The sequence below is a fragment of the Anaeromyxobacter oryzisoli genome (assembly GCF_022690765.1).
GTDB lineage: Bacteria > Myxococcota > Myxococcia > Myxococcales > Anaeromyxobacteraceae > Anaeromyxobacter > Anaeromyxobacter oryzisoli.
This window is the reverse complement of sequence record NZ_JALCZA010000008.1, coordinates 9,936-34,962: the sequence shown is the minus strand read 5'-3', so window position 1 is coordinate 34,962 and position 25,027 is coordinate 9,936. Positions and strand designations below refer to the sequence as shown.

Sequence of the window (25,027 nt, the reverse complement as noted above, 5' to 3'; positions counted from 1 at the left end):
GCGCGAGGCGAGCGCTGCTCTACATCGCGATGGCGGTGCTCCGGGGTGGACGCGCCCCCAACGCCAGAGCCCTCTCTGCGAGCCGGACCCCGCGCTCCCGGATCGGAGACAGCCATGACGGTCGCGCCGCACCGCCTGCTGAGTCGGTCGTTCCTGGCCACCGCGGCCCTCCTCGCGACACACGAGGTGGACTCGGGCTACTGGCGCGAGTGGGACCTCTTCCGCATCCCCGGCGGAGTCGGCCTGTTCCTGTTGCTGCACGTCGGGATCTTCTTGCTCCTGTTCTGGGGGTACGGTCAGGTGCACACCGGGACCCGCGCCGGGACCTGGATGTCCTTCGTGGTGGCCGGCGGAGCGCTGTTCGCGGGCGCGGCGCACGGCGCGTTCCTGCTCCTCGGACGGTCCGAGTTCCGCAGCCCGATCTCGATGGGCGTCCTCCTCGCGGTGACCGCCGGCGGTGTCGTCCTGCTGATCGCGAGCGTCTCCGTCATACGCCGTCCGACGGCGTGATCGTGCGTCGGCTGCGGCGCACGCGAGTCGCAGCACCGATCATCACACGACAGCTCCCGAGCGGCGAAGGGGCGCGAGCCGCGGAGAAGCGCCGCCACGCGGATCGCGTACGGCGTCCTGGCGCCCCCCGCCCCCTCGCCTCAGGGCACGATTCGCGTGGCCTGGAACGCGGCCGACCGCCAGGCATCGCCGCGCTTCACCCAGACCCAGGTCGTGCGGTAATCCCCCGCGACGTGCTTCCCGTTCGCCTCGATCGCCTTCACCGCGACCAGCGTGTTGGCGACGGCGGCGTCTCCGTACGTGCGAATGCTCATCTCGCGCATGTCGTACTTCTCGTACTTGAGCGCGCCCGACCTCACGTTGTCGACGAGCTGGGCCTTCGTCTCGGTCGCGCCGTCGCCGTGGATGCCGAGGTAGTCGTCCGTCACGTACTGCTCGAAGAAGCGGGCGTCCCCCTTCAACCGCGCCTGTTGGACCTGGTTCATGAGGGCCGCGATCTGCCGGCGGGCGTCGCCGGCCGGGGCGACCTGGGCGTCCGTCCGGGGCTGGCCGAGGCCGGCCGGCGCATGGAGCAGCGAGAGCGCCACGGCGCTCGAGGCGAGGAGCTTCGACGTCATCATGAGGCGTTCCTCCCCGTGAAGCCCGCGAGCCTGCGACGACGCGCGCGCGGCGGGCGCGAGGAACTTAACGGGCGGAGGGAGCGCAGGAAGACCTCGCGCGGGGTTCCAGCGGGCGAGGGCGTGGCCGCGCTGCGAGCAGGTGGCGGATGGCCCGCTCGAGCGGCCGGCCACGGGCACGGCACGGGCAGCGGCGCGCCGGGCGCTACAGCTGGGCCGTCGCGACCGCGACCGACGCCGGCCGAGGCGTCGGGAGGAACGACGCCCCTCGTGTCCGAGGTGGCGTCGCCTCGGACACGAAGGGTGAAGGAGCTCACCCCGCGAGGATCGCCGGGAGGGGGATCACCACTCTTCCTTCTGCTGCTGGACGAGCTGCTTGAAGTAGATCTCCGGGTTCGTCAGCTTCCGGGCCTCGGCGTGGGAGTACCCGAGCGCCTTGAAGTCGAGCACGCCGTTGACGCCGTGGCAGTTGATGCAGTTCAGGGCCTTCGAGCGCGTGACCAGGTGGTCGCTGCCGAAGTAGATGGTCTGCCACCCGGGGACGGCGTCCTTCGCGACCTGCGCCGGGTTCTTCATGCCGAGCGTCCGCGCGGCCGACTCGACGCCGGCGCGCGTGTCGCCGGTCGCCATCGGCGGCGCGAAGTCCATGGACAGGAGCTGCCCCGTCTTCCTGTCGTAGAACGCCTTCCCCATGTAGATCTTGAAGGGGTAGAGCTTGCTCTTCCCGTCCTTGCGGCTCCCGTGCGGGCCGATGAAGTGCGGCTCGTTCCGGACGGTCTTGTCGTACCAGGCGTAGACCGGGGCGGTCTCGTTGGCCTCCTTCTTCAGCGTGGTCGGCTCGTAGTACCCGTCCGCGCCCCGCTCCCAGACGGTGAAGTCCTTCGCCACGGCGCCGCCGGTCCGCGGGATGTGGCACGTCTGGCAGGCGATCCGGGCGGTGTGATCGTTGTAGGCGGCGAGCTTGTGCGGCTTCTCGCCGTGGCAGCCGGCGCAGGACAGCCGCACGCCGTCGTTCGCCCAGTTGTTCGGGTCGTAGCCCGTCGGCATCTTGTGGTTCTTGGCCGCGTGGCAGTCCACGCACACCATCCCCTTCGCCGCGTGGGCGTCCGTGTCCTTGTTGAAGGCGAAGCCGCGCTTCACGAGGACGCCGCCGCCGGCCGCCTCGTGGCACGTCATGCAGTTCTTCACCGTCGGCTTGCCGATGGACAGCGCCGCCTTGGTGCTCCGGTCCTGCCCCATGACCACGCGGCCCCGGTCGTCGAGGTGCGGCTTCCGCTGCCGGAAGTCGTAGTCGGTGGAGTGGCAGACGAGGCAGTCCACCGCCGCCTCCGCCTCGGGGCCGGTGCTCCCCACGTCGCTCAGGTGGTTGCCCGGGTGGCAGGTGTTGCACCCGGTGAACTTGGACTTCCCGGCGGCGTTCTTCGGCGTCTCCTTCAGGTCGTTCACGACGTCGTTGCCGTTGCACATCGTGTAGATGCGGTTCTTCATCCCGTACTCGGCTTTGGGATCCAGGTGCTCCACGTTGTCCACCCTGGAGGCGTGCTTCCAGTGGACCGTGCCGAGGAACTCCTTCGCCTTGCCGGGGTGGCAACGCTCGCAGGTGGACGGCCCCGCGTAGCCGGACTTCTCGATCTCGCTCTTGCCGGGATGCTCCGCGCGCGCGCTCGTCGCCTGCAGGAGCGCGAAGAGCATCGATCCGACGAGTGCCGAACGTCTCATGGGTGCTCCTCCCCGAAAATGAAAGCTCCCCCGGCCGAAACGGGCTCGAGCGGAGCGCTCGGCCTGTTCCGCCCGGGGGAGCAGATGGATTACGCCGGAGCCGTTTCGGCTAGCAGCCGGCGGTCTTGCGGAAGTACGTGCTGACGTTCTTCCCGTCCTTCGCCTCGTACTTGCACCGGATCTCGTCGCCCTCGACGATGCGGTGATCCTTGAACTTGTCGAGGGTCAGGTCGTCCTGGACGGTGATGACCACGGCCTCGCCCGTCTTGTTGTCCTTCAGGGTGGCCGTGGCGACCTTGGCGTCCTTGCCCGAGATCTCGATCTGGGTGATCACGCCGACCATCTTCGTCTCGGCGGCGCTGGCCTTGCCGGCGATCCCGACGAGCATCAGGGCGACGACGAGCATGCGCGCGACCACGAGCATGATTGAAGCTGGCTTCTTCATGATTGCCTCTCCTTGTCTGAAGCGACTGCGACCATCGGAAGAGTCGTGACCCGCCCGTGGCACGCGGCGCGGTGGAACCGGCGTGGCGAGGGAGTGCCGTCACCCCCTCGCCGCGCCCCTGCTAGAACTTCACCTCGAACGTCCCGTAGATGTCCTGCGCGGACTTCAGCGGCGGGAACATCTGGGCGTTCATCGGGCTCGCCGTGAGCTGCGAGATCTTCACGGGCGCGCCGACCCAGTTGTTGCTGCCGGTGTAATCGAAGTCGTAGTACTGGTAGCCGAGCTTGAAGAACGCCTTGCTCACGAACGAGGAGATCGGCGCGAGCGGCAGCTCCTGGATGAGGTACGCCTCGTAGACGTTGCCGCGCGCCCCGAGCTTGGCCGTCCACATGTCGTCCGAGGCCGGGTCGAACGGGATCCAGTACTTGGACCCGTGGTTGTACTCGAGGCCGATCTTCGTGGCGCTCGGCAGGTCGTAGCGGATCCCGGCGTAGCCGGCGTAGCCGGTGCGATCGTGGAAGTCACCCGCGTTCGCCATCAGGCCGGCGCCCGACTCCGGCGAGCCCGGGCCGGCGACCAGCGCCTGCTTGCCGTTCGGGTGCGTGATGCTCACGCCGACGCTGGCGAAGGCGTTGAGCGTGCCGGGGCCGAAGTCCTTGAGCGCGCTGAGGAGGCCGACGCCGTACCAGTCGATGTCGCCGAGCTCGTTCCCGACGGCGTTCGGGTTGTCGAAGATGTTGAACCCGCGGTTGTACTGGAAGTCGATCCGGATCGGGTCGATGTCCACCGGCACGACCTGGAGGCCGACCATGTCGGTGTCGTTCAGGCTGTTCGCGCCCATGCCCGTGTGGTTGTAGCCCGCCTCGAAGCCCCGGCCGGCGCAGAGCTTCGTGTACGCGCCGGGGAGGAAGCTGATGTCGGGGGCGTAGCCGATCGTCGCGCCGTCGAAGGCGTAGTCCACCAGCAGGCCCGGGACGCCGCCGTTACCGGGGCGCTCGTTGTCCTGCCGGAGGTGGGTCGGCGACCCGCCCGTCGAGGGACGGCGGCCGATGGAGATCCAGAACGGCTGCTCGCCGATGTTGCTCCAGGTCGCGAACACCTGGTCCACGCGGAGCGTGTTGTCGCTCGGGACGTGGCCGATCGTGCCGTCGAGGATGGAGGACCGGTCCGCGAAGAAGCCGGCGTTCGTGGCGTTGGCGGTCTCCATGCCGTACGTCTTGTACATGAGGAGGCGCGTCGAGACCGTCACGTCCTGCGTCGCCTTGGCCTTGAGGTTCAGGCCGAAGCGGTTGGTCATGAGCGTGTCGTTGTTCGGGTGGTACCCGGGCGTCGCCTGCGGCATGGCCCCGGGGCCCATGAACTGGAAGTAGTCGGGGACGGTGCCGCGCAGCGAGTCGAGCCGGAACCGGTAGTCTCCGCCGATCGTGAGCCACTTGCCGATCGACTTGTCCTCGACCTTCTTGGTCTGCGCCTTGAGCGCGTTCACTTCCTTCGTGAGCGCGTCCACCTTCTGCTGCAGGTCCTGGGGCTTGGCCTCGTCCGCCGCCTTCGCCGACGGCGGGAGCGCCAGGCTCACGAGCGCAGCGCCCGTGATGATCGTTCCAACGAAGCTCCGCATTCGAGCTCCTCCTCCTGTGCTACGTGGGGTGGGGTACGGCCGGGTCTCGCCGCCACGCTGGCGGCGTCCCTGCTGACTGAGAGTGACGGGGGCGGAAGCCAGTCGCCGGCGTCCTGCCGCTGGCTGGCCGCCGGTCCGGCACGGGGTGGCTCCCTCGACCGACGGCACGGCGGTGCTGTGCGTCTGCGTTCTCATTGCGCCTCGAGCCGGTCGGCCGGTCGGGTGTCCAAGGGTTCCCCTTGCGCACGCCGTGCCCCTGATGACGAGCACGAGGAGGCGGCATGACGAACGCGTGAAATCAGGCGGTTGGCGTACACCGCACCGGTTGCGTGAAACAAAACGTGTCGCAAGGGTGAAACGCGCTGTCGCGTCGTGCGACACGTGAGACGGGCTCGATGCGACGTCTCGAACTCCCTGTCCGGGCGCCCCGCGGTTCGCCGCACGCCGCGCTGGGGCCAGGCCCCCGCTGTCCCGAGGCGGAGCCGCGCGGGCGTGCTCTGGTCCGGCGGTGATCGTCCGGCTGCTCCTGCTGCTCCTCGTGCTGCCAGCGCCCGCCGCAGGCCAGGACGAGGCCGGCTCCGCCTCGACGGGCGAGCGGCTCTTCTCGGGCCGGACGCGCTTCGCCGGGGGAGGGCCTCCGTGCGCTGCGTGTCACGATATCGCCGGGCTGCCGTACCCCGGCGGCGGCACCATGGGGCCGGACCTCACCGGCAGCTACGCGAAGTTCGGGCCGGACGCCCTCGCCGTCGTGGTGAGGACGCTCTTCTTCCCGACGATGGACCCGGTCTTCACGGGGCGGCCCCTGACGCCGGCGGAGCAGCGCGACCTCACCGCGTTCTTCGCCCGCGCCGCGGCGAGCCCGCCGCCGCGCCCGATCACGGCGCGGCTGCTCCTCGCCGCCCTCGTCCTCCTCGCCGCGGCCGCCGGCCTCGTCGGGTGGCTCGGCCGCGCGCGCCTGCGCGGCGTGCGCGCGGCGCTGGTCGCCGGCGCGCGCCGCCGTTCACGGGAGGGCGGACCGTGACCTTCATCCGCGATCTCCTCGACCCGAAGGCACGCCGCTGGGAGGAGATGTACCGCAACCGGTGGCAGCACGACTCCGAGACGCGGAGCACGCACGGCGTGAACTGCACGGGCGGCTGCTCGTGGGTGGTCTACGTCAAGGAAGGGATCGTCACCTGGGAGATGCAGGCGACCGACTACCCGGCGCTCGAGGCGGGGCTCCCGGGACACGAGCCGCGCGGCTGCCAGCGCGGCATCGCCTTCTCCTGGCACGTCTACGCGCCGACCCGGGTGAAGTACCCGTACCTCCGCGGCGCGCTGGCGGACCTCTGGGCGCGCGCCCGGGCCGAGCACGCCGATCCGGTCGAGGCCTGGGCCTCCCTCGTCGAGGACGAGGCGTCGAGGCGGGCCTGGCAGCAGGCGCGCGGCCGGGGCGGCCTCCGCCGGGCCACCTGGGAGGAGGCGCTCGAGCTCGTCGCGGCGTCGCTCCTCTACACCGCGAAGCGCCACGGGCCGGACCGGGTGATCGGCTTCTCGCCGATCCCCGCCATGTCGATGGTGAGCTACGCGGCCGGCTCGCGCTTCCTGCAGCTCTTCGGGGGCGCGCTGCTCAGCTTCTACGACCTCTACGCCGACTTCCCCCCCGCGTCGCCCGAGACCTGGGGCGAGAAGACCGACGCGGCGGAGAGCGCGGACTGGTTCAACTCGAAGTACATCATCGTGGCCGGGTCGAACCTGTCGATGACCCGCACCCCCGACGTGCACTTCGCCGCCGAGGCGCGCCAGCACGGGACCAAGCTGGTGGTGCTCTCGCCGGACTTCAGCCAGGTGTCGAAGTACGCCGACTGGTGGCTCCCGGTGACGGCCGGGATGGACGGCGCGCTCTTCCTCGCCATGGCGCACGTCATCCTCGCGGAGTTCCACGCGCAGCGCGACGTCCCGTACTTCAGCCAGTACCTGCGCCGCTTCTCCGACGCGCCGTTCCTGGTCGTGCTCGAGCCGGGGGCCGCCGGCCACGCCCCGGCGCGGATGCTCCGGGCGAGCGAGCTCGCGCGCTACGCCGGCGAGGAGAACGGCGCCTGGAAGCCGCTGGTGCTCGACCGGGCCAGCGGCGCGCCACGCATGCCCCAGGGCTCGATGGGCTTCCGCTGGCAGGCGGAGGAGGGGCGCTGGAACCTCGAGCTGCGGGACGGCCGGGACGGGGCCGTGATCGACCCCCTGCTCACCCTCCTCGACCACCGGGACGAGGTGCTGCCCGTCGCCTTCGCCGAGCCGGGCGGCGGCAGGACGTTCCTGCGCGGCGTCCCGGTCCGCCACGTGGAGACGGACCACGGCACGGTGCGGGTCACCACCGTGCTCGACCTGCTCATGGCGCACTTCGGCGTCTCGCGCGGCCTCGAGGGCGACTACCCGCGCGGCTACGACGACGAGGAGGCGCCGTTCACGCCGGCGTGGCAGGAGCGCTACACCGGGATCGGCCGGGGCACCGTCGCCCGGCTGGCCCGGGAGTGGGCCACCACCGCCGAGCGCACGAACGGAAAGTGCACGGTCATCGTCGGCTCGGGCGTGAACCACTGGTACCACGCCAACCTCCAGTACCGCGCCGCGATCACGCCGCTGGTGCTGTGCGGCTGCGTGGGGGTGAACGGCGGCGGGCTCGGCCACTACACCGGCCAGGAGAAGCTCGCGCCGACGGCGTCCTGGGCGGCGCTGGCCATGGCGCTCGACTGGGGGGCCCCGCCCCGGCTCCAGAACGGCCCGTCCTTCCACTACGTCCACAGCGACCAGTGGCGCTACGAGGCCGGCATCCCGGACGTCCGCCCCGCCGCCGGCCCGTTCGCGCACGCGCACACGCTCGATCACCAGGTGGACGCGGTGCGCCGCGGGTGGCTCCCCTTCTACCCGCAGTTCGACCGGAGCCCGATCGAGCTGGTGCGCGACGCGGTGCGGGCCGGCGCGCGCTCCGAGGAGGAGATCTCCCGGTGGGTGGCCGAGCAGCTCCGCAGCCGCGCGCTCCGCTTCGCGGTGGAGGACCCCGACGCCCCGCAGAACTGGCCGCGCGTCTGGCTCATCTGGCGCGCCAACGCCCTGCTCTCCAGCGCGAAGGGGCACGAATACTTCCTGCGCCACTACCTCGGCCTGGAGGGCAGCGCGGTCGCCGACGACGGCGCGGCGGCGGACGTGGTGCGCGAGGCGGTGTTCCGCCGGCCGGCGCCGCGCGGGAAGCTCGACCTGGTCGTGGACGTGAACTTCCGGATCGACACCTCGGCGCTCTACGCCGACGTCGTCCTGCCGGCCGCCACCTGGTACGAGAAGGACGACCTCAACACCACCGACCTCCACTCGTACATCCACCCCCTCGGCGCGGCGGTGCCGCCGTGCTGGGAGTCGCGCACCGACTGGGAGACGTTCCGGGCGCTCGCCGAGAAGGTGAGCGCCCTCGCGCGCGTCCACTTCCCGGAGCCGTTCCGCGATCTGGTCGCGACGCCGCTCCTCCACGACACCCGCGACGAGATCGCCCAGCCCGAGGTGCGGGACTGGTCGCGCGGGGAGTGCGCGCCGGTGCCGGGCGTGTCGATGCCGCACCTCTCGGTGGTGGAGCGCGACTACCCGAACCTGCACCGGCGGTTCTGCGCCTTCGGCCCGCGCGTGCGCGAGGTGGGGGTCGAGGATCGCGGCGTCCACATGCCCGTGGCCGACCTCTACGACGCCTACGCGCGGGAGGCGCCGGCCACCGAGTGGAACGGCGTGCGGATGCCCTCGCTCGTGCAGCCGACCGAGGTCGCGAACGTGATCCTCCGGTTCGCGCCGGAGACCAACGGCGAGCTCGCCTGGCGCGGCTTCAAGGCGCAGGAGCGCCGGGTGGGGCTGCCCCTCGCGGATCTCGCCGAGCGCCACCGGGCGATCGCGTACGACTTCCTGTCGGTGGTGAAGCAGCCCCGCCGGATCCTGACGAGCCCGTGCTGGTCGGGCGTCACGAACGACGGCCGCGCCTACGCGCCCTTCGTCATCAACGTGGAGCGGCTCGTCCCGTGGCGGACCCTCACCGGCCGCCAGCACCTCTACCTCGATCACCCGGCGTACCGCGCCTTCGGCGAGTCGCTGCCCGCGTTCAAGCCCCGGCTCGACGTCGCGGCGGCCGGCGCGCTCGCGCGCTCCGGGGACGCCGCGCCGGGGATCACGCTCAACTGCCTCACGCCCCACGGCAAGTGGCACATGCACACGACCTACTACGACAACCTGCGGATGCTCACGCTGTCGCGAGGGGTCGAGCCGTTCTGGCTGAACGATCGCGACGCGGCGGAGATCGGCGTGGCCGACAACGACTGGGTGGAGGCGTTCAACGACGACGGGGTGGTGGTGACGCGGGCGGTGGTGAGCGCGCGCATCCCGCGCGGCGTCACCTTCTTCTACCACGCGCCCGAGCGCACCATCTCCTTCCCCCGCTCGCCGCTGCGCGGCGACCGGCGCGGCGGCGGCCACAACAGCCTCACGCGCCTGCGGCTCAAGCCGGTGCTGATGGTGGGCGGCTACGCCCAGCACTGCTACCGGTTCAACGACTACGGCCCGCCGGCCTCGGACCGGGACGGATGGGTGGTGGTGCGCCGACTCCCCGGCGCGCCTCGCTTCCACTGACGGTGTCGCGATGGACGTCCGCGCCCAGATCTCGATGGTGTTCCACCTGGACAAGTGCATCGGGTGCCACACCTGCAGCATCGCCTGCAAGAACCTCTGGACCGACCGTCGCGGCGCCGAGTACATGTGGTGGAACAACGTCGAGACCAAGCCGGGCACCGGCTACCCCACGCTCTACGAGGATCAGGCGCGGTACCGGGGCGGCTGGCGGGCGGGGACGGATCGCCCGCGCCTCGCGCTGGGCGGCCGCGCGAGCCTCCTCGCCCGCCTGTTCCACAACCCGCGCCTCCCCGCGCTCGACGACTACTACGAGCCCTGGACCTACCGGTACGAGGACCTCCTCGGCGCGCCGCCGGGCGACGAGCAGCCGGTCGCGACGCCGGTCTCGCTCGTCACCGGCGAGGAGATGGAGATCGAGGCCGGGCCGAACTGGGACGACGACCTGGGCGGCTCGGGGACGTACGCGCTGAACGACCCTTGCCTCGCGGCGCTCACGGAGGAGGAGCGGGCCCGGCTCCTGGACTTCGAGCGGCTGGTCTTCTTCTACCTGCCGCGCATCTGCAATCACTGCCTCAACCCCGGCTGCCTCGGGGCCTGCCCGGCCGGCGCCATCGCCAAGCGGGGCGAGGACGGGATCGTCCTCGTGAACCAGGAGAAGTGCCGCGGCTGGCGGATGTGCGTCTCGGGCTGCCCGTACAAGAAGACGTACTTCAACTGGTCCGCCGGGAAGGCGGAGAAGTGCATCCTCTGCTACCCGCGGCAGGAGACGCAGCAGGTCCCGGCCTGCATGCACTCCTGCGTCGGGCGGATCCGCTACCTGGGCGTCCTCCTCTACGACGCCGGCGGGATCGCCCGGGCGGCGTCGCTGCCGGCGGCCGAGCTGGTCGAGGCGCAGCGGGCGCTGGTGCTCGACCCCTCCGCCCCCGACGTCGTCGCCGCGGCGCGCGCGAGCGGCGTCCCCGAGCACGTCCTCGACGCCGCGGGGCGCTCGCCGGTCTACGCCTGGGTGAAGCGGTTCCGCCTCGCGCTCCCGCACCACCCGGAGTTCCGGACGCTGCCGATGCTCTTCTACGTCCCGCCGCTCCTCCCCGTGATGGCGACCACCACGAGCGGTCGCTACGAGGTGGTCGGCGACGAGCTGCTCGGCGCGGCCGACGCGGACCGGCTGCCGCTCCGGTACCTGGCGGCGCTCTTCACGGCCGGCGAGGTCGCGCCGGTGGCCGAGGTGTACCGGCGCCTCGTCGCGGTCCGCCTGCACCATCGCGCGGCGAGCGTCGGAGACGTGCCCGCCGAGCGGGCGGCGCGCGCCCTCGCGGAGGCGGGGCTCACCGCGGCGGAGGCGGAGGAGATCTACCGCCTCGGCGCCCTGGCGAGCTTCGACGAGCGGTTCGTCATCCCGCCCTTCTCCCGCGAGGCGGCCATCGCGGCGAGCGGCGACGTGCACGATCACCAGGAGGAGGAGGGCGCCGGGTTCCTGGTTCCCCCACGGCGCGGGTGGTGAGCGATGGACGCGAGCCTCTACACGGCGCTGTCGGAGCTGCTCGAGTACCCCGGGCCGCGCCTCGGGGGGCAGGTCGCGGCGTGCCTCGGCCGGCTGGGGCCGCGCCACGGGGACGCCGCGCGGCGGCTCGCGGAGTTCGCGCGGGCGGTCGAGGGCGCGCCGCGCGGGGCGCTCCAGGAGAGCTACGCCGCGGCGTTCGACCTCGACCCCACCTGCTCGCCGCACGTCGGGTTCCGCCTGCTCGGCCCGGATCCTCGCCGGGGCGTCTTCCTCGCGCGCCTCGCCGCGCGCTACCGGGAGCGGGGCTTCTCGGCCGGCCGGGAGCTGCCGGACCACGTGGCGGTGTTGCTCCGTTACCTGGCCCACGCGCCGGTCGAGCCGGACCGCGCCGAGCTGGTCGGCGACTGCCTGGTCCCGGCGCTCTCCAGCCTGGCGCGCGAGCTCGAGCGGCGGCGCCACCCGTACGCGCCGGTGGCCGAGGCGATCCGGCTCGTGCTGGAGGAGGACGCGCGGGAGGCGCCATGAGCGGCTTCTTCTTCGTGGCCTGGCCGGTCCTCGCCTGGGCGCTCGCGATCCTCGGCGGCCTCTACCGCTACTTCACGCTGCGCTACACCTACTCGAGCCTCTCGTCGCAGATGCTCGCCCCCGGGAGCCTCTACTGGGGATCCGTCCCGTGGCACTACGGGGTGGTCCCCATCCTGATCGCGCACCTCCTGGCCGGCGTCTTCCCGCGCGCGGCCGCGGCGGCGGTCTCCCCGCCGACCGCGCTCCTGGTGCTCGAGACCGCCGGGCTCGCCCTCGGGCTCCTCTCGCTGGTGGGGCTGGTGATCCTCTTCGCCCGCCGGCTCGGCCCGGCGCTGCGGCGGGTGACCTCGGGGATGGACTGGGTGGTGCTCCTCGTCCTCCTCGTCCAGGTCGTGACCGGGGTCGCGATCGCGCTCTTCGTCCGCTGGGGGGCTCGCTGGTACCCGTACACGGCCGCGCCGTGGTTCTGGTCGATCGCGCGGCTCGCGCCCGATCCGAGCCGGGTGGCGGTGCTCCCGACGCTCGCGCAGATCCACTTCATGAGCGGCTTCCTGGTGATCGCGCTCTTCCCGTTCACGCGCCTGGTGCACCTCGTGCCGTTCCCGATCACGTACCTCTGGCGCCCGTACCAGGTGGTGAGCTGGCTCGGGCGCCGGGGCCGGGGGAGGGCCGGGCCGTGATCGCGCCCGCCCCCAGCGGGCCGCCGGAGGGCGGCCGGCGCCGCTTCCTCTCGCGGCTCTCGATCCTCGCCGGCGCGGTCGCCGCGGCCCTGGTCGGGATCCCGAGCGGCCGGTTCCTGCTCGGGCTCCGCAAGGTGCCCCAGGTCTGGCGCAGGGTCGGGTCGCTCGACGGGTTCGCGATCGGCAACACGGTGGAGGTCACCTTCCTCGATCCCTCGCCGCTCCCCTGGTCCGGCGTGTCGGCGCGGACCGCCGCCTGGCTCCGGCGGATCGGCGACCAGCGGTTCCTCGCCTTCTCGGTGCACTGCACGCACCTGGGCTGCCCGGTCCGGTGGCTCCCCGACGCCGAGCTCTTCATGTGCCCCTGCCACGGCGGCGTGTTCTACGAGGACGGACGCGTCGCCTCGGGGCCGCCGCCGCGGCCGCTGGTCCAGTACCCGGTCCGGGTGCGTGGGGACGCGGTCGAGATCCTCACCAGCCCGGTCCCGATCACGGGCCCCCGGCCCGAGGCCTCGGAGCTCGGTCACTATAGAGGAGGCGCGAACGCATGCGAGCGCCGCGCGCGTGGCGGTGGTTCGACGAGCTGACCGGGCTCTCCCGAGGGCTCGGCCCCATCCTGCGCCACCCCGTCCCGCCGGCGGGCAGGAGCGCCTGGCTGTACGTGCTCGGGAGCGCGACGCTCGTCGCCTTCCTGCTCCAGGTCGTCACCGGGACGGCCCTCGCGACCGGGTACGTCACCTCCTCCGGCGACGCGTACGACAGCCTGCGGTTCATCAGCGGGACGGCGGTGGGGCGCGTCGTGCGCGGCGCCCACGCGTACGGCGCCTCCGCCATGGTGATCCTGATCGGCGCACACGCCATCCGCGTCTACCTGATGGGCGCGTACAAGTACCCGCGCCAGGTGAACTGGCTCTCCGGGGCGGCGCTGCTGCTGCTCACCCTGGGGATGGCGTTCACCGGCCAGCTCCTGCGCTGGGATCAGACCGGCTACTGGACGGCGGTCATCGCGGCGGAGCAGGCCGGCCGCACGCCCGCGCTCGGCGATTGGATCGGCCACTTCGTGCTGGCGGGCAGCACGGTGGGCGGCGCGACGCTCTCGCGGTTCTTCGCGACGCACGTGTTCTTCATCCCCGGGCTCGTCTACCTGGCCGTCGCGCTGCACCTCTACCTCGTGCTGCACAACGGCATCTCGGAGCCGCCGGTGCTCGGCCGGCCGGTCGAGCCGGCCACCTACCGCGCGTGGTACCGCGAGCACCTCGAGCGCGAGGGTCGTCCGTTCTGGCCGGAGGCGGCGTGGCGCGACGCGGTGTTCGCGATGCTCGTCGTCGCGGTCGTCCTCGGAGTCGCGGCGGCGCTCGGCCCGCCGGAGCTGGGTCGTCCACCCGACCCGACCCTCATCGACGCCTCCCCGCGGCCGGACTGGTACTTCCTCTGGTACTTCGCGGTCCTCTCGGTCATCCCGAAGTGGTCGGAGGACGTCGTGATCGTCCTCGGGCCGCTCCTCCTCGTCGTCTTCCTGGTGGCCCTGCCGCTCGTGGCGGGGCGGGGGGAGCGCCACCCGCTGGCGCGCCCCTGGGCGATCGCCGGCGTCGCGGCGGTGGTGGTCCTCGTCTGGCACGAGTCGCGGGTGGGGGCCGTCGCGCCGTGGTCGCCCCGCTTCGACGCCCGGCCGCTCCCGGCCGATGTCGTCGGCGCGACCGAGGGGCCGATCGCGACCGGCGCCCGGGTCTTCTACGACCGGGGTTGCCTGTACTGCCACCTCGTCTCCGGTCGCGGCGGCATCCGGGGCCCGGACCTGTCCACGGTCGGCGACCGGCTCTCCCGGGAGCAGCTGCTGACCCGGATCTACAGCGGGGCCGCGAACATGCCGTCCTACGTGACGAAGCTCCGCGGGCAGGAGCTCGAGAGCCTCCTGGCGTTCCTCGCCTCGCGGCAGCGCAACGCACCGTGACGCGCTTCGTGCTCCGGGCTCCGGGCCGAAGGAGGAGGACCGCGGAGCGGAGGCGCCGGAGTCGCTCCTGGCACGCTCCGCCCAGAGGCCCTAAACCGAGGCCCAAGGCCTGCGCCCCCTCACGGCGGCGCGGGGCTACAGCCTCGCTCGTGTCCGGCCTGGCGGATGGTGCGCACCAGGTCGATCAGCTCGACGGGCTTCACCAGGTACCCCGCGGCGCCGAGCTCGGCGGCCTTCACCCGCGCGGCCGGGTGGCCGGTGAGGATCACGACGGGGATCCCCGCCGTGTTCGGGTCGCTCCGCATCGCCTTCAGGAAGGCCTCCCCGTCGAGCCGGGGCATCATCATGTCGAGGAGGATCAACGACGGTCGGGCCCCCGCGCGCAGCAGCTCGAGCGCGGCGACGCCGTCGATCGCGGTCTGCACCTGGTAGCCCTCGGCCGAGAGCACCATCGCGACGATGTCGCGGATGTCGCGGTCGTCGTCCACGACGAGGACGTTCATCGGCCCCTCACGCCTCTCCCAGCCGCAGCGGCAGCTCGACGACGAAGGTCGCGCCGGCGCCGAGCTCGCTCTCGACGCGCACGGAGCCCCCCATCGCGGCGACGATCGTCTTCACGATGTGGAGCCCGAGCCCCAGCCCCCCGTAGTGACGGACCGACACGTTGCGCTCGAACGGCATGAAGATGCGCTCCTGGGCGGCGGGATCGACGCCGATCCCGTGGTCCCGGACGCTCAGGCGCGCGCGCTGCTCGAACTGCGAGACGGAGAGCTCGATGGGCTTGCCGAGGCCGAACTTGATCGCGTTGGAGAGCAGGTTGGCGACCACCTGCTCCATCCGGAACTTGTCCCACTGGCCGACGACGTGCGGCTGCGCGGTGATCGCGAGGGTCGAGCCGCTGCTGGCGAGCTCGCCGCCGAGCCGCTTCACGACGTCCTGGGCGACCTCCGCGAGGTCCACGTCCTCGAGCTGGAGCTGGAGCTGGCCGGTGCGCATCCGGCCGAGATCGAGGAGCTCGTCCACGAAGCGGGAGAGCCGGCGATCCTCCCGCTCGATCAGCTCGAGCGCGCGGGTCGGCGCCTCGGGCGCCAGCTTCTTCTGCACGAGCGCCTGGACGGCGAGGTGGATGGAGGTGATGGGGCCGCGGATCTCGTGCGCGGCGATCGAGAGGAAGTCGTCTCGCGCACGGAGCGCGTCCTCGGCGCCGTGATACAGGCGGGCGTTCTCGATCGCCATCGCGGCGCGGCGCCCCAGCTCCTCCACCAGCGCGACGTCGATCGCGGTGTACTTGCGATCCCGCTCGGCCCGGATGGTGATCGCCCCCACCAGGCGGCCCTTGATGAGCAGCGGCACCCCGAGGCAGTGCGTGGACCCGACGCGGTAGACCAGCGCGTTGCCGCCGAGCACGGTCGGGTGGACCTCGACGAACATCGGCCGGCGCGGCTCGCGCGAGACCGCCACGACCCGGCGCGGACCGCCGTCGCCGAAGAAGTCGACCGCGCAGCCGTCCCCCAGGTAGGGCACCGCCAGGCGCGCCATGTCGCCCAGCGCGTGCTCGATGTCCAGCGAGGCGAGCAGGCGGGTCGCGTCGGACAGGAACACCGCGTTGCTCAGGAGCTGCTCGCGCTCCAGCTCGACGAGGGTTCGCGCCGTGATGTCCCTGAGGTCCGCGAGGATGTGCGTCACCGGGCCGCTGCCCTCGAAGATCGGGATGAGGGTGATCTCCGCGTAGCGCGTCCCGGCCGGGAGCTCGGCCTTCTCCTCGTAGACGACCGACCGGCGCGCCGCGATGGCCCGCTCGTACTGCGACCGCACGAGCGTGACGTTGGCGCTCGGCACGACGTGCTCCATGGGAGCGTTCACCACCTGGTCGGCACGGTACCCGGTCACGCGCAGGAAGGCGTCGTTGACGGAGACGAACCGGTACCCACCCTCGCCCTCTACGCAGACCAGGTACACGGGATCCGACGTGTGGTCGTAGATGAGCGACAGGAGGCGGGCGTTCGTGCGCAGCTCTTCGGGTGCGCCCGACGCGCCAGGAAGTCCGGCCGAGATCATCTCCGCACCCATCCCTCTCGCGGGCAGCAGGACCCTCTATCAATGCTCACGCGCCGGGCCGACGTCGAGGGATCGACCGGGTTGGCGCCCGGCGGCAGCGGAGCGCTGCGTGCATCGACGCCGGCGGCGCCGCCCGCTCGGGCTCGACCGCGCGGCGGCGCTGCCAGCCGCGCCGGCTCGAACCGCGTCGCGGCCGACCTCGGCTCGGATCGAGCGCGCGCTCGCGTGCTTCCTCACGGCGCGGGACGGACCCTCCCGCCGCCGGAGCTCGGGCTCGCCGCCCGACGCTTCGCGCCGACGCGCGCCGACGCGCCGCGGTCGAGTGGGTCACCAAGCGTGTATGTGGCCGCGCACACGGGGGAACCTCCTGCCCGGCCCCGTCGCTCGTTGCGCATCCACCTCGGTGTGTGTTCGACTCGCCACGGGGCTGTGGCCCCGGTGACACGCACCGTCGAAGACCTCGGGATCCCCGGGCCGGCGGCGCGGCCCCGGAGCTGCAAGGGTGCAAGGGGAGGGCGGCCGGAGCCGCCTGGGAGACCACGACATGAACGGTCGTTCGATCGCTGCGGTCGTCGCCGCACTCGGCCTCGCCGCCTGCGCCCGGGGCTGCGGCGCCCCGCGCACCGGTGACGGCCTCGCCGTCGAGGCGTTGCCGGACGCGCCGAGCTTCTCGATCGCGCCCGAGGCGCTGCCCGGCGCGAACGGCGAGCTCGCGGTGGTCGTGGCGCGACCGCAGGGCGTGGTCGAGGGCGAGGTCCGACCGACGGTCACCTTCTCGAAGCCGGTCGTCGCGATGGGCTCGGTCGAGCTGGAGCGAGGCCTCCCCACCCCGATCTCCGTGGAGCCGGCGATCGACGGCGCCTGGCGCTGGCTCGGGTCGGCCACGACCGAGCTCGTGCCGAAGGGGCGCGTCCCGTTCGCGACGCGCTTCACGGTGACGGCGCCGAAGGGGCTCCGGGCCGCGGACGGGACCGTGCTCGCCGCGCCGTACACGTTCGGCTTCGAGACGCCACGGCCGCAGGTGCAGGTGGTCTCGCCGCGCGGGCCATGGGCCTCGTGGCTCGCCCCGCGCCAGCCGATCTCCGTCATCTTCAACCAATCGGTGAAGGACCTCGGGAAGCACCTCGACCTCGAGGTCGCCGGACGGTCCGGGTGGCCGGTCGCGGTGAAGGAGATCCGGCTCGCGGACGAGAAGCGGCGGGGCGGCCGCGAGGAGGCGGGGGGGCCGGCCCGGCCCGACGCGGCCCAGGGCGGGTTCGAGGACCGCCGGGTCCGGTACGAGATCACCCCCGCGCGCCCGCTGCCGCTCGACGCCAGGGTCGTCCTGCGGATCGCGCCCGGCCTGGAGAGCGCCGAGGGCCCGCTCGCGCTCGAGGGGCAGCAGGCCTGGGAGCTGCGCACCTACGGTCCGTTCCGGGCCGCCGCCATCGCGGCCTGCCCCTGGTCCAGCGGCGACTGCCCGCGCGGCCCCGTCCGCGTGACGCTCTCGAACCCCCCGGACCTGCCCTCGCTCGAGCGCGCGATCACCATCACGCCCCCCGTGAAGCTGGACTGGGACGAGGTGCACGCGAGCGAGAACACCGTGTGGCTCCCGGCCGTCTTCCGGCCCGGGACCCGCTACCGGATCGCCATCGGCACGACCGCGCGCGACGAGTTCGGGCAGGCGCTGGCGGCGCCGTTCCAGGCGGACTTCACCACGAGCGATCTCGAGCCGGGCTTCGACGTGGGCGGGGACGTGGCGCTGCTCGAGGCGAAGGGCGACGGCGCGCTCCCCGCCTCCGCGTGGAACGTGAAGGCGCTGCAGCTCCGCTTCGTCCCGCTCGACGTGCCGTCGATGGCGCGCTATCTCGCCCGCTCGGACGGGCCGCCGGCCGGCTTCTTCGACGCGGGCCTCTCCCGGACGATCGACGTCTCGACCCGGAAGAACGCGTCGCGCACGGTCCCCATCCCCGTCCGCGAGCTGCTCGCCGGCAAGGGGACCACGCTGTTCGCGTTGAGGGCGGAGGCGCCCGAGGTCCCGCGCGACGCGTCCCACGAGCGCACCCGACACGTGATCGGCCAGCTCACCGATCTCGCCGTCCACGCAAAGCTCGGCGCCGCGTCCGGCGTGGTCTGGGTCACCCGGCTCTCCGACGGGGAGCCGGTCGCGGGGGCCGAGCTCGCCCTCCACGATCGGACCGGCGCGCAGAAGTGGACGGGCACGACCGACGCGGACGGGCTCGCGCGCGTCCCCGGGCTGGCGCAGCTCGTCCCGGCCGAGCGCGCCGATCGCTGGCGGTTCGAGGCTCCCTTCGCGCTGGTCTCCGCGCGGCTCGGCGGCGACCTGGGCGTCACCCTGTCCACCTGGGCGGGCGGGCTCGATCCCTCCGCCTTCGACATGCCCACCGACTGGGAGGGCAACGCCGCGCAGGAGCTCGGCGGCCTCTTCGCCGAGCGCGGGATCTACCGGCCGGGCGAGACGGCTCACCTCAAGGGGATCGTCCGCCTGCGCCGCCTCGGGAGGATCGCCTCGCCGGGCGAGGCGACCGTCAAGGTGCGCGTCACGAGCGCGCGCGGGAAGGAGATCCACTCCGGCCAGGTGAAGCTCACCCCGTTCGGCACGTGGTCCACCGACGTCGCCGTGGACCGGGACGCGCCGCTCGGCGCGTACGAGGTGGCGGCGGAGGTGAAGGTCGGCGCCGAGACGCTCCGGTACGCCGGCGCGTTCCGCGTGGAGGAGTACCGCGCGCCGCAGTTCCGCGTGGACGTGACGGCGCCGCAGAAGGAGCAGGTCGCGGGCGACGCCCTCCGGGCCGAGGTCCTGGCGCGCTATCTCTTCGGCGGCGCCATGCCGGGGGGGGGCGTGCGCTGGACCGTGACGCGCGAGACGATCCCGTTCGAGCCGCCGGGCAACACGGGCTTCGCGTTCGGTCCGAGCTCCTGGTGGTGGGACGACGACGCGCCGGCGCCGAGCCGGGACGTCGCCGCCAGCGGAGGAGGGGAGACGGACCCGTCCGGCCTGCTCGCGGTGGACGCCGGGAAGGCCGAGGCGACCGGCGGGCGGACGTGGCGCTACACCGTCGAGGCCGAGGTCACCGACGTGAACCGGCAGCGGATCGCGAACCGGGCCGCGGTCACGGTGCACCCGGCCGCGGTCTACGCGGGCGTGCGGCGCCGCGGGACGGGCTTCGCCGAGGTCGGCAAGGCGGACGTGCTCGAGGTCGTCGCGGCCGCGCCGGACGGCCGGCGCGTGCGCTCGAAGGTCGAGCTGACCCTCAAGCGGCGCGAGTGGAGGTGGATCCGGAAGAAGGGCGTCGGCGGTCGCTGGAGCACCGAGAGCGAGCTCCAGGAGGAGGCGAAGGGCGGCTGCAAGCTCGAGACGGGTGCGAGCCCCGCGGAGTGCGTCTTCACGCCCCCCGCGGCCGGGCTGTACGTCGCGGAGGCGACCGTCACCGACGACCGGGGGCGCCGCCAGGTCACGCGCTCCCCGTTCTACGTGGTGGGGGCCGGGTGGGTGTCGTGGCAGCGCGAGGACACCGACCGCCTCGATCTCGTGGCCGACCGGCGCGTCTACGAGCCCGGGCAGACGGCCCGGGTGCTCGTGAAGAGCCCGTTCCCGTCCGCGGAGGCCGTCGTCACGGTCGAGCGCGAGGGCGTGCTGTCTGCGCGCCGCGTGACGCTCTCGGGCGCCGCCTCGACCATCGAGGTGCCGCTCCCGGAGCAGAGCATCCCGAACGTCTTCGTCTCCGTCGTGCTGGTCCGCGGGCGCGTCGAGACGAAGGACGCGCCGCCGGGGGACGCCGATCCCGGCCGGCCGCAGGTGCGCGTCGGGTACGTGAAGCTGGACGTCGAGAAGAAGGCCAAGCGGCTCTCGGTCGCCGTCGCGCCCGACGCGCGCGAGAAGCGCCCGCGCGATCGCGTGAAGGTGAGCCTCCGGGTCACGGACTGGCGGGGGAGGGGCACGCCCGCCGAGCTCACCGTGTGGGCGGTGGACGAGGGGGTGCTGCGGCTGACCGCGTACGAGCCGCCGGACCCGGTGGAGCTGATCCACCCCGAGCGCGGCGTGTCCGTCCTCACCGGCGAGCCGCTCATCCACCTCGTGGAGCGGCGCAGGTACGGCGAGAAGGGCGAGACCGCCGGCGGCGGCGGCGGGGACGGCGCCGGCGGCGGGTTCCGGTCCTCGTTCAAGACCACCGTGCTCTTCGCGCCGGAGGTCCGGACCGACGCCGAGGGGCGGGCCACTGTGACGTTCGAGCTCCCGGACAACCTCACGACCTACCGGATCATGGCCGTCGCGGTCTCGAGGGACGACCGGATGGGCAAGGGGGACTCGGCGGTGGCGGTCGCGAAGCCGCTCATGGCGCTGCCGGCGCTGCCGCGCGTGGCGCGCTCGGGGGACCGGTTCGAGGCCGGCGTGGTCGTGCACGCCCCCGGCGGGAAGGTCCGCGAGGCGGAGGTCCGGGCCGAGGCGATCGGGCTCGCGCTGAGCGGAAAGGCCGTGCGGCGGGTCACGCTCGACGGCAAGCCGCGCGAGGTGCGGTTCCCCTTCGAGGCGTCCACGCCCGGCGTCGCCACGCTCCGCTTCACCGTGACCGGCGCGGGTGAGCGCGACGGGGTGGAGCAGAAGCTGCCGGTGCTGGTGCCGGTCGAGCAGGAGGCGGTGGCGGTCCACGCGGACACGCGCGATCGCCGGCAGGAGGCGCTGCTCCCGCCCGGCGGAGTCCGCCGCGACGTGGGCGGGCTGGAGATCTCGCTCGCCTCCACCGCGCTCGGCGGGTTCGGCGAGAGCATGCGGCAGCTCGTGGAGTACCCGTACGGCTGCGCCGAGCAGCTCTCGTCGCGGCTCGTCCCGTTCATCGCCCTCCGCGAGCTCCAGGGCAAGTTCGGGCTGAAGCACGTGCCGGGGGCGAAGGCGCCGGAGCCGCCCGCGTGGGCCCGGGCCTGGCTGGGCGACGAGGTGTTCCGGACGTACCAGACCGACGATCCGGACGAGGTGGTGCGGCGCACCGTGAAGGCGCTCGAGACGCTGCAGGAGCCCGACGGCGGCTACCGGTACTGGTCCACGTCGAGCTGCTCGGGCGAGTGGGTCTCGTCCTACGTGGTGCTGGCGCTCGGGCGCGCTGCGGACCTCGGCTACCCCGTGGACCGGGCGGCGCTCGCGCGCGGTCAGGCCTACCTGGCCGGCACCGTCGCGGCGGGGCGGTGCACCCGCTGCGGCGGCCCGTGCGTCGCGCCCGACGACCCGACGCGCGTCTTCGCGCTGTACGCGCTGGCGAGGACGCGGGCGCCGCGGGCGTCGTACTACGGCGAGCTCGCCGGACGGCGAGGCGCCCTCCCGCTCTTCTCGAAGGCCATGCTCGCGGACGCGATGTTCGCCGGCGGCGGCGACCGGGGCGAGGCGCGCAGGGTGCTGCGGGAGGTGCTCGACCACGCCAAGGAGACGCCGGCCGAGGTCCACTTCGAGGAGACCGACGCGCAGACCTACGCCACGCTCTGGTCGTCCGACACCCGCACGACCGGGATCGTGCTCGGGACGCTCACCGACGTGGCGCCGGACCACCCGTTCGTCGGCAAGATCGCGGCCTACCTCGGCCGGATCCGGCAGAAGGACGGGAAGTTCCGGAACACCCAGGAGGCCGCCTTCGCGCTGATGGGGCTCGCCGAGGTGGCGCGGACGAAGGAGAAGGCCGCGCCGGACTTCACCGCCCGCGTCGCGCTGGGAGGGAAGGAGATCGCGACGGCGCCGTTCCAGGGGCGCTCCACGGAGGTGGTCCGCGAGGCGGTCCCGATGGCGGCGCTGCCGCGAGCCACCGCGCCGCTCCCGCTCGTCTTCCAGCGCGACGGGAAGGCGGGCGTCCTCTACTACGGCGCGATCCTCCGCTACGCGCCCGCGGCGGTCCCGAAGGATCCGCTCGAGCGCGGGATCTTCGTGCAGCGCTGGATCGAGCCGTACGACGGCGGCGGGCAGATCCACGCGGCCCGCGCCGGCGACCTGGTCCGCGTCCGCGTCCGCATCGGCACGCCGCAGGAGCGCCACTTCGTCGCCGTCGCGATCCCCATCCCCGCGGGGCTCGAGATCGTGGACACCACGCTCGCGAGCACGGCCCAGGCGCCGGCGCGGGCGGGGACCACCGGAGCGGCCTCGCCGGGCTCGACCGACGGGCCGGGCGAGGACTACGAGGCGGAGACCGCCGACGCCTACGGGGAGGACGGCACGCCCTGGGGCTCCCGGTTCTGGACGCCGTTCGGCCACGAGGAGCGGCGCGACGACCGGCTCGTGCTGTTCGCGGATCGGCTCCCCCCCGGCCTCCACGTGGCTAGCTTCGTGGCGCGGGCGACCACGCCGGGGTCCTTCGTGCTCTCGCCGGCGCACGCCGAGGAGATGTACGCGCCGGAGGTCTTCGGCCGGTCCGACGGCGGCGCGTTCGAGGTCCGGATGGACGAGCGGGTGGCGAGGCGGCGATGACGCCCGGCGTGCCGGGCGCGCGCGGCGCGTGGCGGGCGCTCGCCGCCGTCGCGGCGCTGCTCGCGCTCGGCGCCGCGGCGTTCGTCGCGGCGCCGCTCCCGGAGGGGCTGCTGGAGCGCCGGCCGGTCGCGGCGATCCGGTTCACCGATCGCACCGGGCGCCTGCTGCGCGAGGTGGCGTCGCGCGCGGACGGCCGGAGCGTGCCGCTGCCGCCGGGAGAGCCCGTCCCGCCGCTCGTCCGCGCGGCGTTCGTCGCCGCCGAGGACGCGCGCTTCGAGCACCACCCCGGCGTGGACCCGCTCGCGGTCCTCCGCGCGGGCTGGCAGCTCGTGGCGCGGCGGCGGATCGTCTCGGGCGCGTCCACCCTCACCATGCAGCTCGCGCGGCAGCTCGTGCCGCGGCCGCGCAGCTTCGCGGGGAAGGTCCGGGAGGGGCTCTGGGCGCTCCGGCTCGAGGCCCACCTCGACAAGGACGCGATCCTGCGCGCGTACCTCGACCGCGTGCCGCTCGGGCGCGACCTGTACGGCGTCGAGGCGGCGGCGGCCTGGTACTTCGGGCGGCCGGCGCGGACGCTCTCCGCGGGCCAGGCCGCCCTCCTGGCCGGGCTCGCGCGTGCGCCCGCCGCCCTCGACCCGTGGCGCCGGCCTGGCGCGGCGCGGGCGCGGACGGCGGACGTCCTCGCCCGGATGGCGGCGCGCGGGCTCCTCGACCGGCGCGCGGCGCAGCTCGCCAGCGAGGCACCGCTCGATCTCGTCCCGCCGGCGCGCGCGTTCGCGGCGCCGCACCTGGTCGAGGCCCTGGTGCGTGATCTGCCGGCGCTCGGCCTCGACGGCGCCGCCGAGGTGGAGACGTCGCTCGACCCGGGCCTCCAGCACGACGCGGAGGAGCTCGTCCGCGCCGAGCTCGCGGCCGATCCGCGCCTCGCCAACGCCGCCGCGCTGGTGGTGGAGAACGCCACCGGCGAGGTGCTGGCCTACGTCGGGTCCGCCGACTTCCTGGACGAGGCGCGGCAGGGTCAGAACGACGGCGCGCGCGCGCTCCGGCAGCCCGGGTCGGCGCTGAAGCCGTTCGCCTACGGGCTCGCCCTCGCCCGCGGGGACACGCCCGCGACCCTCCTCTCCGACGTCGAGGTGCGGCTCGCCACCCCGGCGGGCGACTGGGTCCCGCACAACTACGATCGGCGCGTCCACGGGCCGGTGCGGCTCCGGGCGGCCCTCCAGAACAGCTACAACGTCCCAGCGGTCAGGGTGGCGGAGCGCCTCGGCCCCGAGCACGTGCTCCGGACGCTCCGCGCCGCCGGCTTCGAGAGCCTCTCGAGCGGCGCGGATCGGTACGGCGCCGGGGTGGTGCTGGGGAACGGCGACGTCTCCCTCCGCGAGCTGGCGCGCGCCTATCGCGGGCTGGCGCGCGGCGGCGTGGTGGAGCCGCTGGTGGAGGTCCGCGCCGCGAAGGACGGCGCCGGGCGGCCCCTGCCGGTCCGCCCGGAGCTGCGCCCCCGGCGGTTCCTCCCGGGCGCGACGGTGGGGCTGCTCGCCGACATCCTCTCCGACGAGAACGCGCGGGCGCCCGCGTTCGGGCTCGACAACGCCCTCCGCCTGCCGTTCCCGGTCGCGGCGAAGACGGGGACGTCGCGGGCCTACGTGGACAACTGGACGATCGGCTACACCGTCGAGCGGACGGTCGCGGTCTGGGTGGGGAGCTTCGACGGGCGGCCCATGCACCAGGTCTCGGGGATCACGGGCGCCGGGCCGATCTTCGCGAGGCTGATGGTCCGGGCGATGCGGGGGATCGACCCCGCGCCGCTGGTGGACCGCTCGCGCTTCGAGCGCGCCGACATCTGCCCGCTCTCCGGGAAGCGCCTCGGCCCCGCCTGCCCCGCGCGCATGACCGAGGTGTTCCTGCCCGGCACCGCTCCGCGGGAGGCGTGCGACCTGCACCGGCGCGGCGCCGGCGGCGCGGCGGCGCTGGCGCTCCCGCCCGAGCTGCTGGGGTGGGCGCGCGCGGAGGGGATCGCCGCCGAGGCGGCGTCGAGCGCTCCGGCGCGCGGCGCGCTCCGCATCCTGCTCCCCGCGGACGGCGACGAGTACCTCGTGGAGGCCGGGTTCCCGGAGGACGCGCAGGGGATCCCGGTGCGCCTCGCGGTCCCGGCCGGCACGGCGACGGCCGAGCTGCGAGTGGGGGGCGAGGTGCTCACGCTCGCGCCGCCGTTCGAGGCCCGGCTCCCGCCGCGCCGGGGGCGCAACGTCCTGGAGGTCTGGCTGCCTGGCGCGCGCGCCCCGGCGGCGGTGAGCACCTTCACGGTCCACGGAGCGGCGAAGTGACG

The 25,027-nt window shown here is 73.6% G+C and carries 16 protein-coding genes; 10 read left to right on the top strand and 6 right to left on the bottom strand.

Annotated elements, in window-relative coordinates; genetic code table 11:
* Window positions 1–114 precede the first annotated feature (114 nt).
* Window positions 115–510, top strand: a complete 396-nt coding sequence (locus MNZ27_RS04415; protein ID WP_242392823.1) for a DUF6713 family protein — start codon at window positions 115–117, stop codon at window positions 508–510.
* Window positions 511–650: 140 nt separating this feature from the next.
* Here MNZ27_RS04415 and MNZ27_RS04410 read toward each other — a convergent pair whose 3' ends face one another.
* From MNZ27_RS04410 to MNZ27_RS04395, 4 genes are all read right to left on the bottom strand, one after another.
* Window positions 651–1,130, bottom strand: coding sequence for a nuclear transport factor 2 family protein (locus MNZ27_RS04410; RefSeq protein ID WP_242392822.1), 480 nt, complete (start codon window positions 1,128–1,130; stop codon window positions 651–653).
* A 339-nt stretch (window positions 1,131–1,469) separates the two neighbouring features.
* Window positions 1,470–2,846, bottom strand: coding sequence for a multiheme c-type cytochrome (locus MNZ27_RS04405; RefSeq protein ID WP_242392821.1), 1,377 nt, complete (start codon window positions 2,844–2,846; stop codon window positions 1,470–1,472).
* A 109-nt stretch (window positions 2,847–2,955) separates the two neighbouring features.
* On the bottom strand, window positions 2,956–3,291 hold the full coding sequence (locus MNZ27_RS04400; protein ID WP_242392820.1) for a hypothetical protein: 336 nt from the start codon (window positions 3,289–3,291) through the stop codon (window positions 2,956–2,958).
* A 121-nt stretch (window positions 3,292–3,412) separates the two neighbouring features.
* Window positions 3,413–4,909 carry a DUF3373 domain-containing protein gene (locus MNZ27_RS04395; protein ID WP_242392819.1) on the bottom strand — a complete coding sequence of 499 codons (1,497 nt, stop codon included), beginning with the start codon at window positions 4,907–4,909 and terminating at the stop codon, window positions 3,413–3,415.
* Window positions 4,910–5,417: 508 nt separating this feature from the next.
* Here MNZ27_RS04395 and MNZ27_RS23900 point away from each other — a divergent pair.
* The 7 genes from MNZ27_RS23900 to MNZ27_RS04360 are packed head-to-tail and all read left to right on the top strand — an operon-like array spanning window position 5,418 to window position 14,201.
* A complete protein-coding gene (locus MNZ27_RS23900; RefSeq protein ID WP_242392818.1) occupies window positions 5,418–5,930 on the top strand; it encodes a cytochrome c in 513 nt (170 codons plus the stop codon).
* Window positions 5,927–9,544, top strand: coding sequence for a nitrate reductase subunit alpha (locus MNZ27_RS04385; protein WP_242392817.1), 3,618 nt, complete (start codon window positions 5,927–5,929; stop codon window positions 9,542–9,544). The genes MNZ27_RS23900 and MNZ27_RS04385 overlap by 4 nt, the downstream gene beginning before the upstream one ends.
* 10 nt (window positions 9,545–9,554) lie before the next feature.
* Window positions 9,555–11,045, top strand: coding sequence for a nitrate reductase subunit beta (gene narH / locus MNZ27_RS04380; protein ID WP_277957564.1), 1,491 nt, complete (start codon window positions 9,555–9,557; stop codon window positions 11,043–11,045).
* 3 nt (window positions 11,046–11,048) lie between these two features.
* Window positions 11,049–11,570: a nitrate reductase molybdenum cofactor assembly chaperone gene (locus tag MNZ27_RS04375; protein WP_242392816.1), complete on the top strand. Its 522-nt coding sequence runs from the start codon at window positions 11,049–11,051 to the stop codon at window positions 11,568–11,570.
* The gene (gene narI / locus MNZ27_RS04370) at window positions 11,567–12,250 is read left to right on the top strand and encodes a respiratory nitrate reductase subunit gamma (RefSeq protein WP_242392815.1); all 684 of its coding nucleotides are present in this window, start codon (window positions 11,567–11,569) and stop codon (window positions 12,248–12,250) included. The genes MNZ27_RS04375 and narI overlap by 4 nt, the downstream gene beginning before the upstream one ends.
* A complete protein-coding gene (locus MNZ27_RS04365; RefSeq protein ID WP_242392814.1) occupies window positions 12,247–12,837 on the top strand; it encodes a QcrA and Rieske domain-containing protein in 591 nt (196 codons plus the stop codon). Before narI ends, MNZ27_RS04365 begins: the two co-directional genes overlap by 4 nt.
* Window positions 12,798–14,201, top strand: a complete 1,404-nt coding sequence (locus MNZ27_RS04360) for a menaquinol-cytochrome c reductase cytochrome b/c subunit (protein ID WP_242392813.1) — start codon at window positions 12,798–12,800, stop codon at window positions 14,199–14,201. The genes MNZ27_RS04365 and MNZ27_RS04360 overlap by 40 nt, the downstream gene beginning before the upstream one ends.
* 119 nt (window positions 14,202–14,320) lie before the next feature.
* Here the strand turns inward: MNZ27_RS04360 and MNZ27_RS04355 are convergent, their stop codons facing one another.
* Both MNZ27_RS04355 and MNZ27_RS04350 read right to left on the bottom strand, forming a co-directional pair.
* Window positions 14,321–14,704, bottom strand: a complete 384-nt coding sequence (locus MNZ27_RS04355; RefSeq protein ID WP_242392812.1) for a response regulator — start codon at window positions 14,702–14,704, stop codon at window positions 14,321–14,323.
* Window positions 14,705–14,711: 7 nt separating this feature from the next.
* The gene (locus MNZ27_RS04350) at window positions 14,712–16,259 is read right to left on the bottom strand and encodes a sensor histidine kinase (RefSeq protein ID WP_242392811.1); all 1,548 of its coding nucleotides are present in this window, start codon (window positions 16,257–16,259) and stop codon (window positions 14,712–14,714) included.
* Window positions 16,260–16,803: 544 nt separating this feature from the next.
* Here MNZ27_RS04350 and MNZ27_RS04345 point away from each other — a divergent pair.
* On the top strand, window positions 16,804–22,704 hold the full coding sequence (locus MNZ27_RS04345) for an alpha-2-macroglobulin family protein (protein ID WP_242392810.1): 5,901 nt from the start codon (window positions 16,804–16,806) through the stop codon (window positions 22,702–22,704).
* Window positions 22,701–25,025 (top strand): penicillin-binding protein 1C, encoded by a 2,325-nt coding sequence (gene pbpC / locus MNZ27_RS04340; RefSeq protein ID WP_242392809.1) that lies wholly within the window; start codon window positions 22,701–22,703, stop codon window positions 25,023–25,025. Before MNZ27_RS04345 ends, pbpC begins: the two co-directional genes overlap by 4 nt.
* Window positions 25,026–25,027: the final 2 nt, after the last annotated feature.

Excerpts from the sequence above, each read along its gene's own strand:
- narI (WP_242392815.1), top strand. The coding sequence starts at position 11,567 with ATGAGCGGCTTCTTCTTCGTGGCCTGGCCGGTCCTCGCCTGGGCGCTC.
- MNZ27_RS04375 (WP_242392816.1), top strand. The coding sequence starts at position 11,049 with ATGGACGCGAGCCTCTACACGGCGCTGTCGGAGCTGCTCGAGTACCCC.
- MNZ27_RS04405 (WP_242392821.1), bottom strand. The coding sequence starts at position 2,846 with ATGAGACGTTCGGCACTCGTCGGATCGATGCTCTTCGCGCTCCTGCAG.
- MNZ27_RS04400 (WP_242392820.1), bottom strand. The coding sequence starts at position 3,291 with ATGAAGAAGCCAGCTTCAATCATGCTCGTGGTCGCGCGCATGCTCGTC.
- MNZ27_RS04350 (WP_242392811.1), bottom strand. The coding sequence starts at position 16,259 with ATGATCTCGGCCGGACTTCCTGGCGCGTCGGGCGCACCCGAAGAGCTG.
- MNZ27_RS04415 (WP_242392823.1), top strand. The coding sequence starts at position 115 with ATGACGGTCGCGCCGCACCGCCTGCTGAGTCGGTCGTTCCTGGCCACC.
- narH (WP_277957564.1), top strand. The coding sequence starts at position 9,555 with ATGGACGTCCGCGCCCAGATCTCGATGGTGTTCCACCTGGACAAGTGC.
- MNZ27_RS04360 (WP_242392813.1), top strand. The coding sequence starts at position 12,798 with ATGCGAGCGCCGCGCGCGTGGCGGTGGTTCGACGAGCTGACCGGGCTC.
- MNZ27_RS04410 (WP_242392822.1), bottom strand. The coding sequence starts at position 1,130 with ATGATGACGTCGAAGCTCCTCGCCTCGAGCGCCGTGGCGCTCTCGCTG.
- pbpC (WP_242392809.1), top strand. The coding sequence starts at position 22,701 with ATGACGCCCGGCGTGCCGGGCGCGCGCGGCGCGTGGCGGGCGCTCGCC.
- MNZ27_RS04355 (WP_242392812.1), bottom strand. The coding sequence starts at position 14,704 with ATGAACGTCCTCGTCGTGGACGACGACCGCGACATCCGCGACATCGTC.
- MNZ27_RS04345 (WP_242392810.1), top strand. The coding sequence starts at position 16,804 with ATGAACGGTCGTTCGATCGCTGCGGTCGTCGCCGCACTCGGCCTCGCC.
- MNZ27_RS04395 (WP_242392819.1), bottom strand. The coding sequence starts at position 4,909 with ATGCGGAGCTTCGTTGGAACGATCATCACGGGCGCTGCGCTCGTGAGC.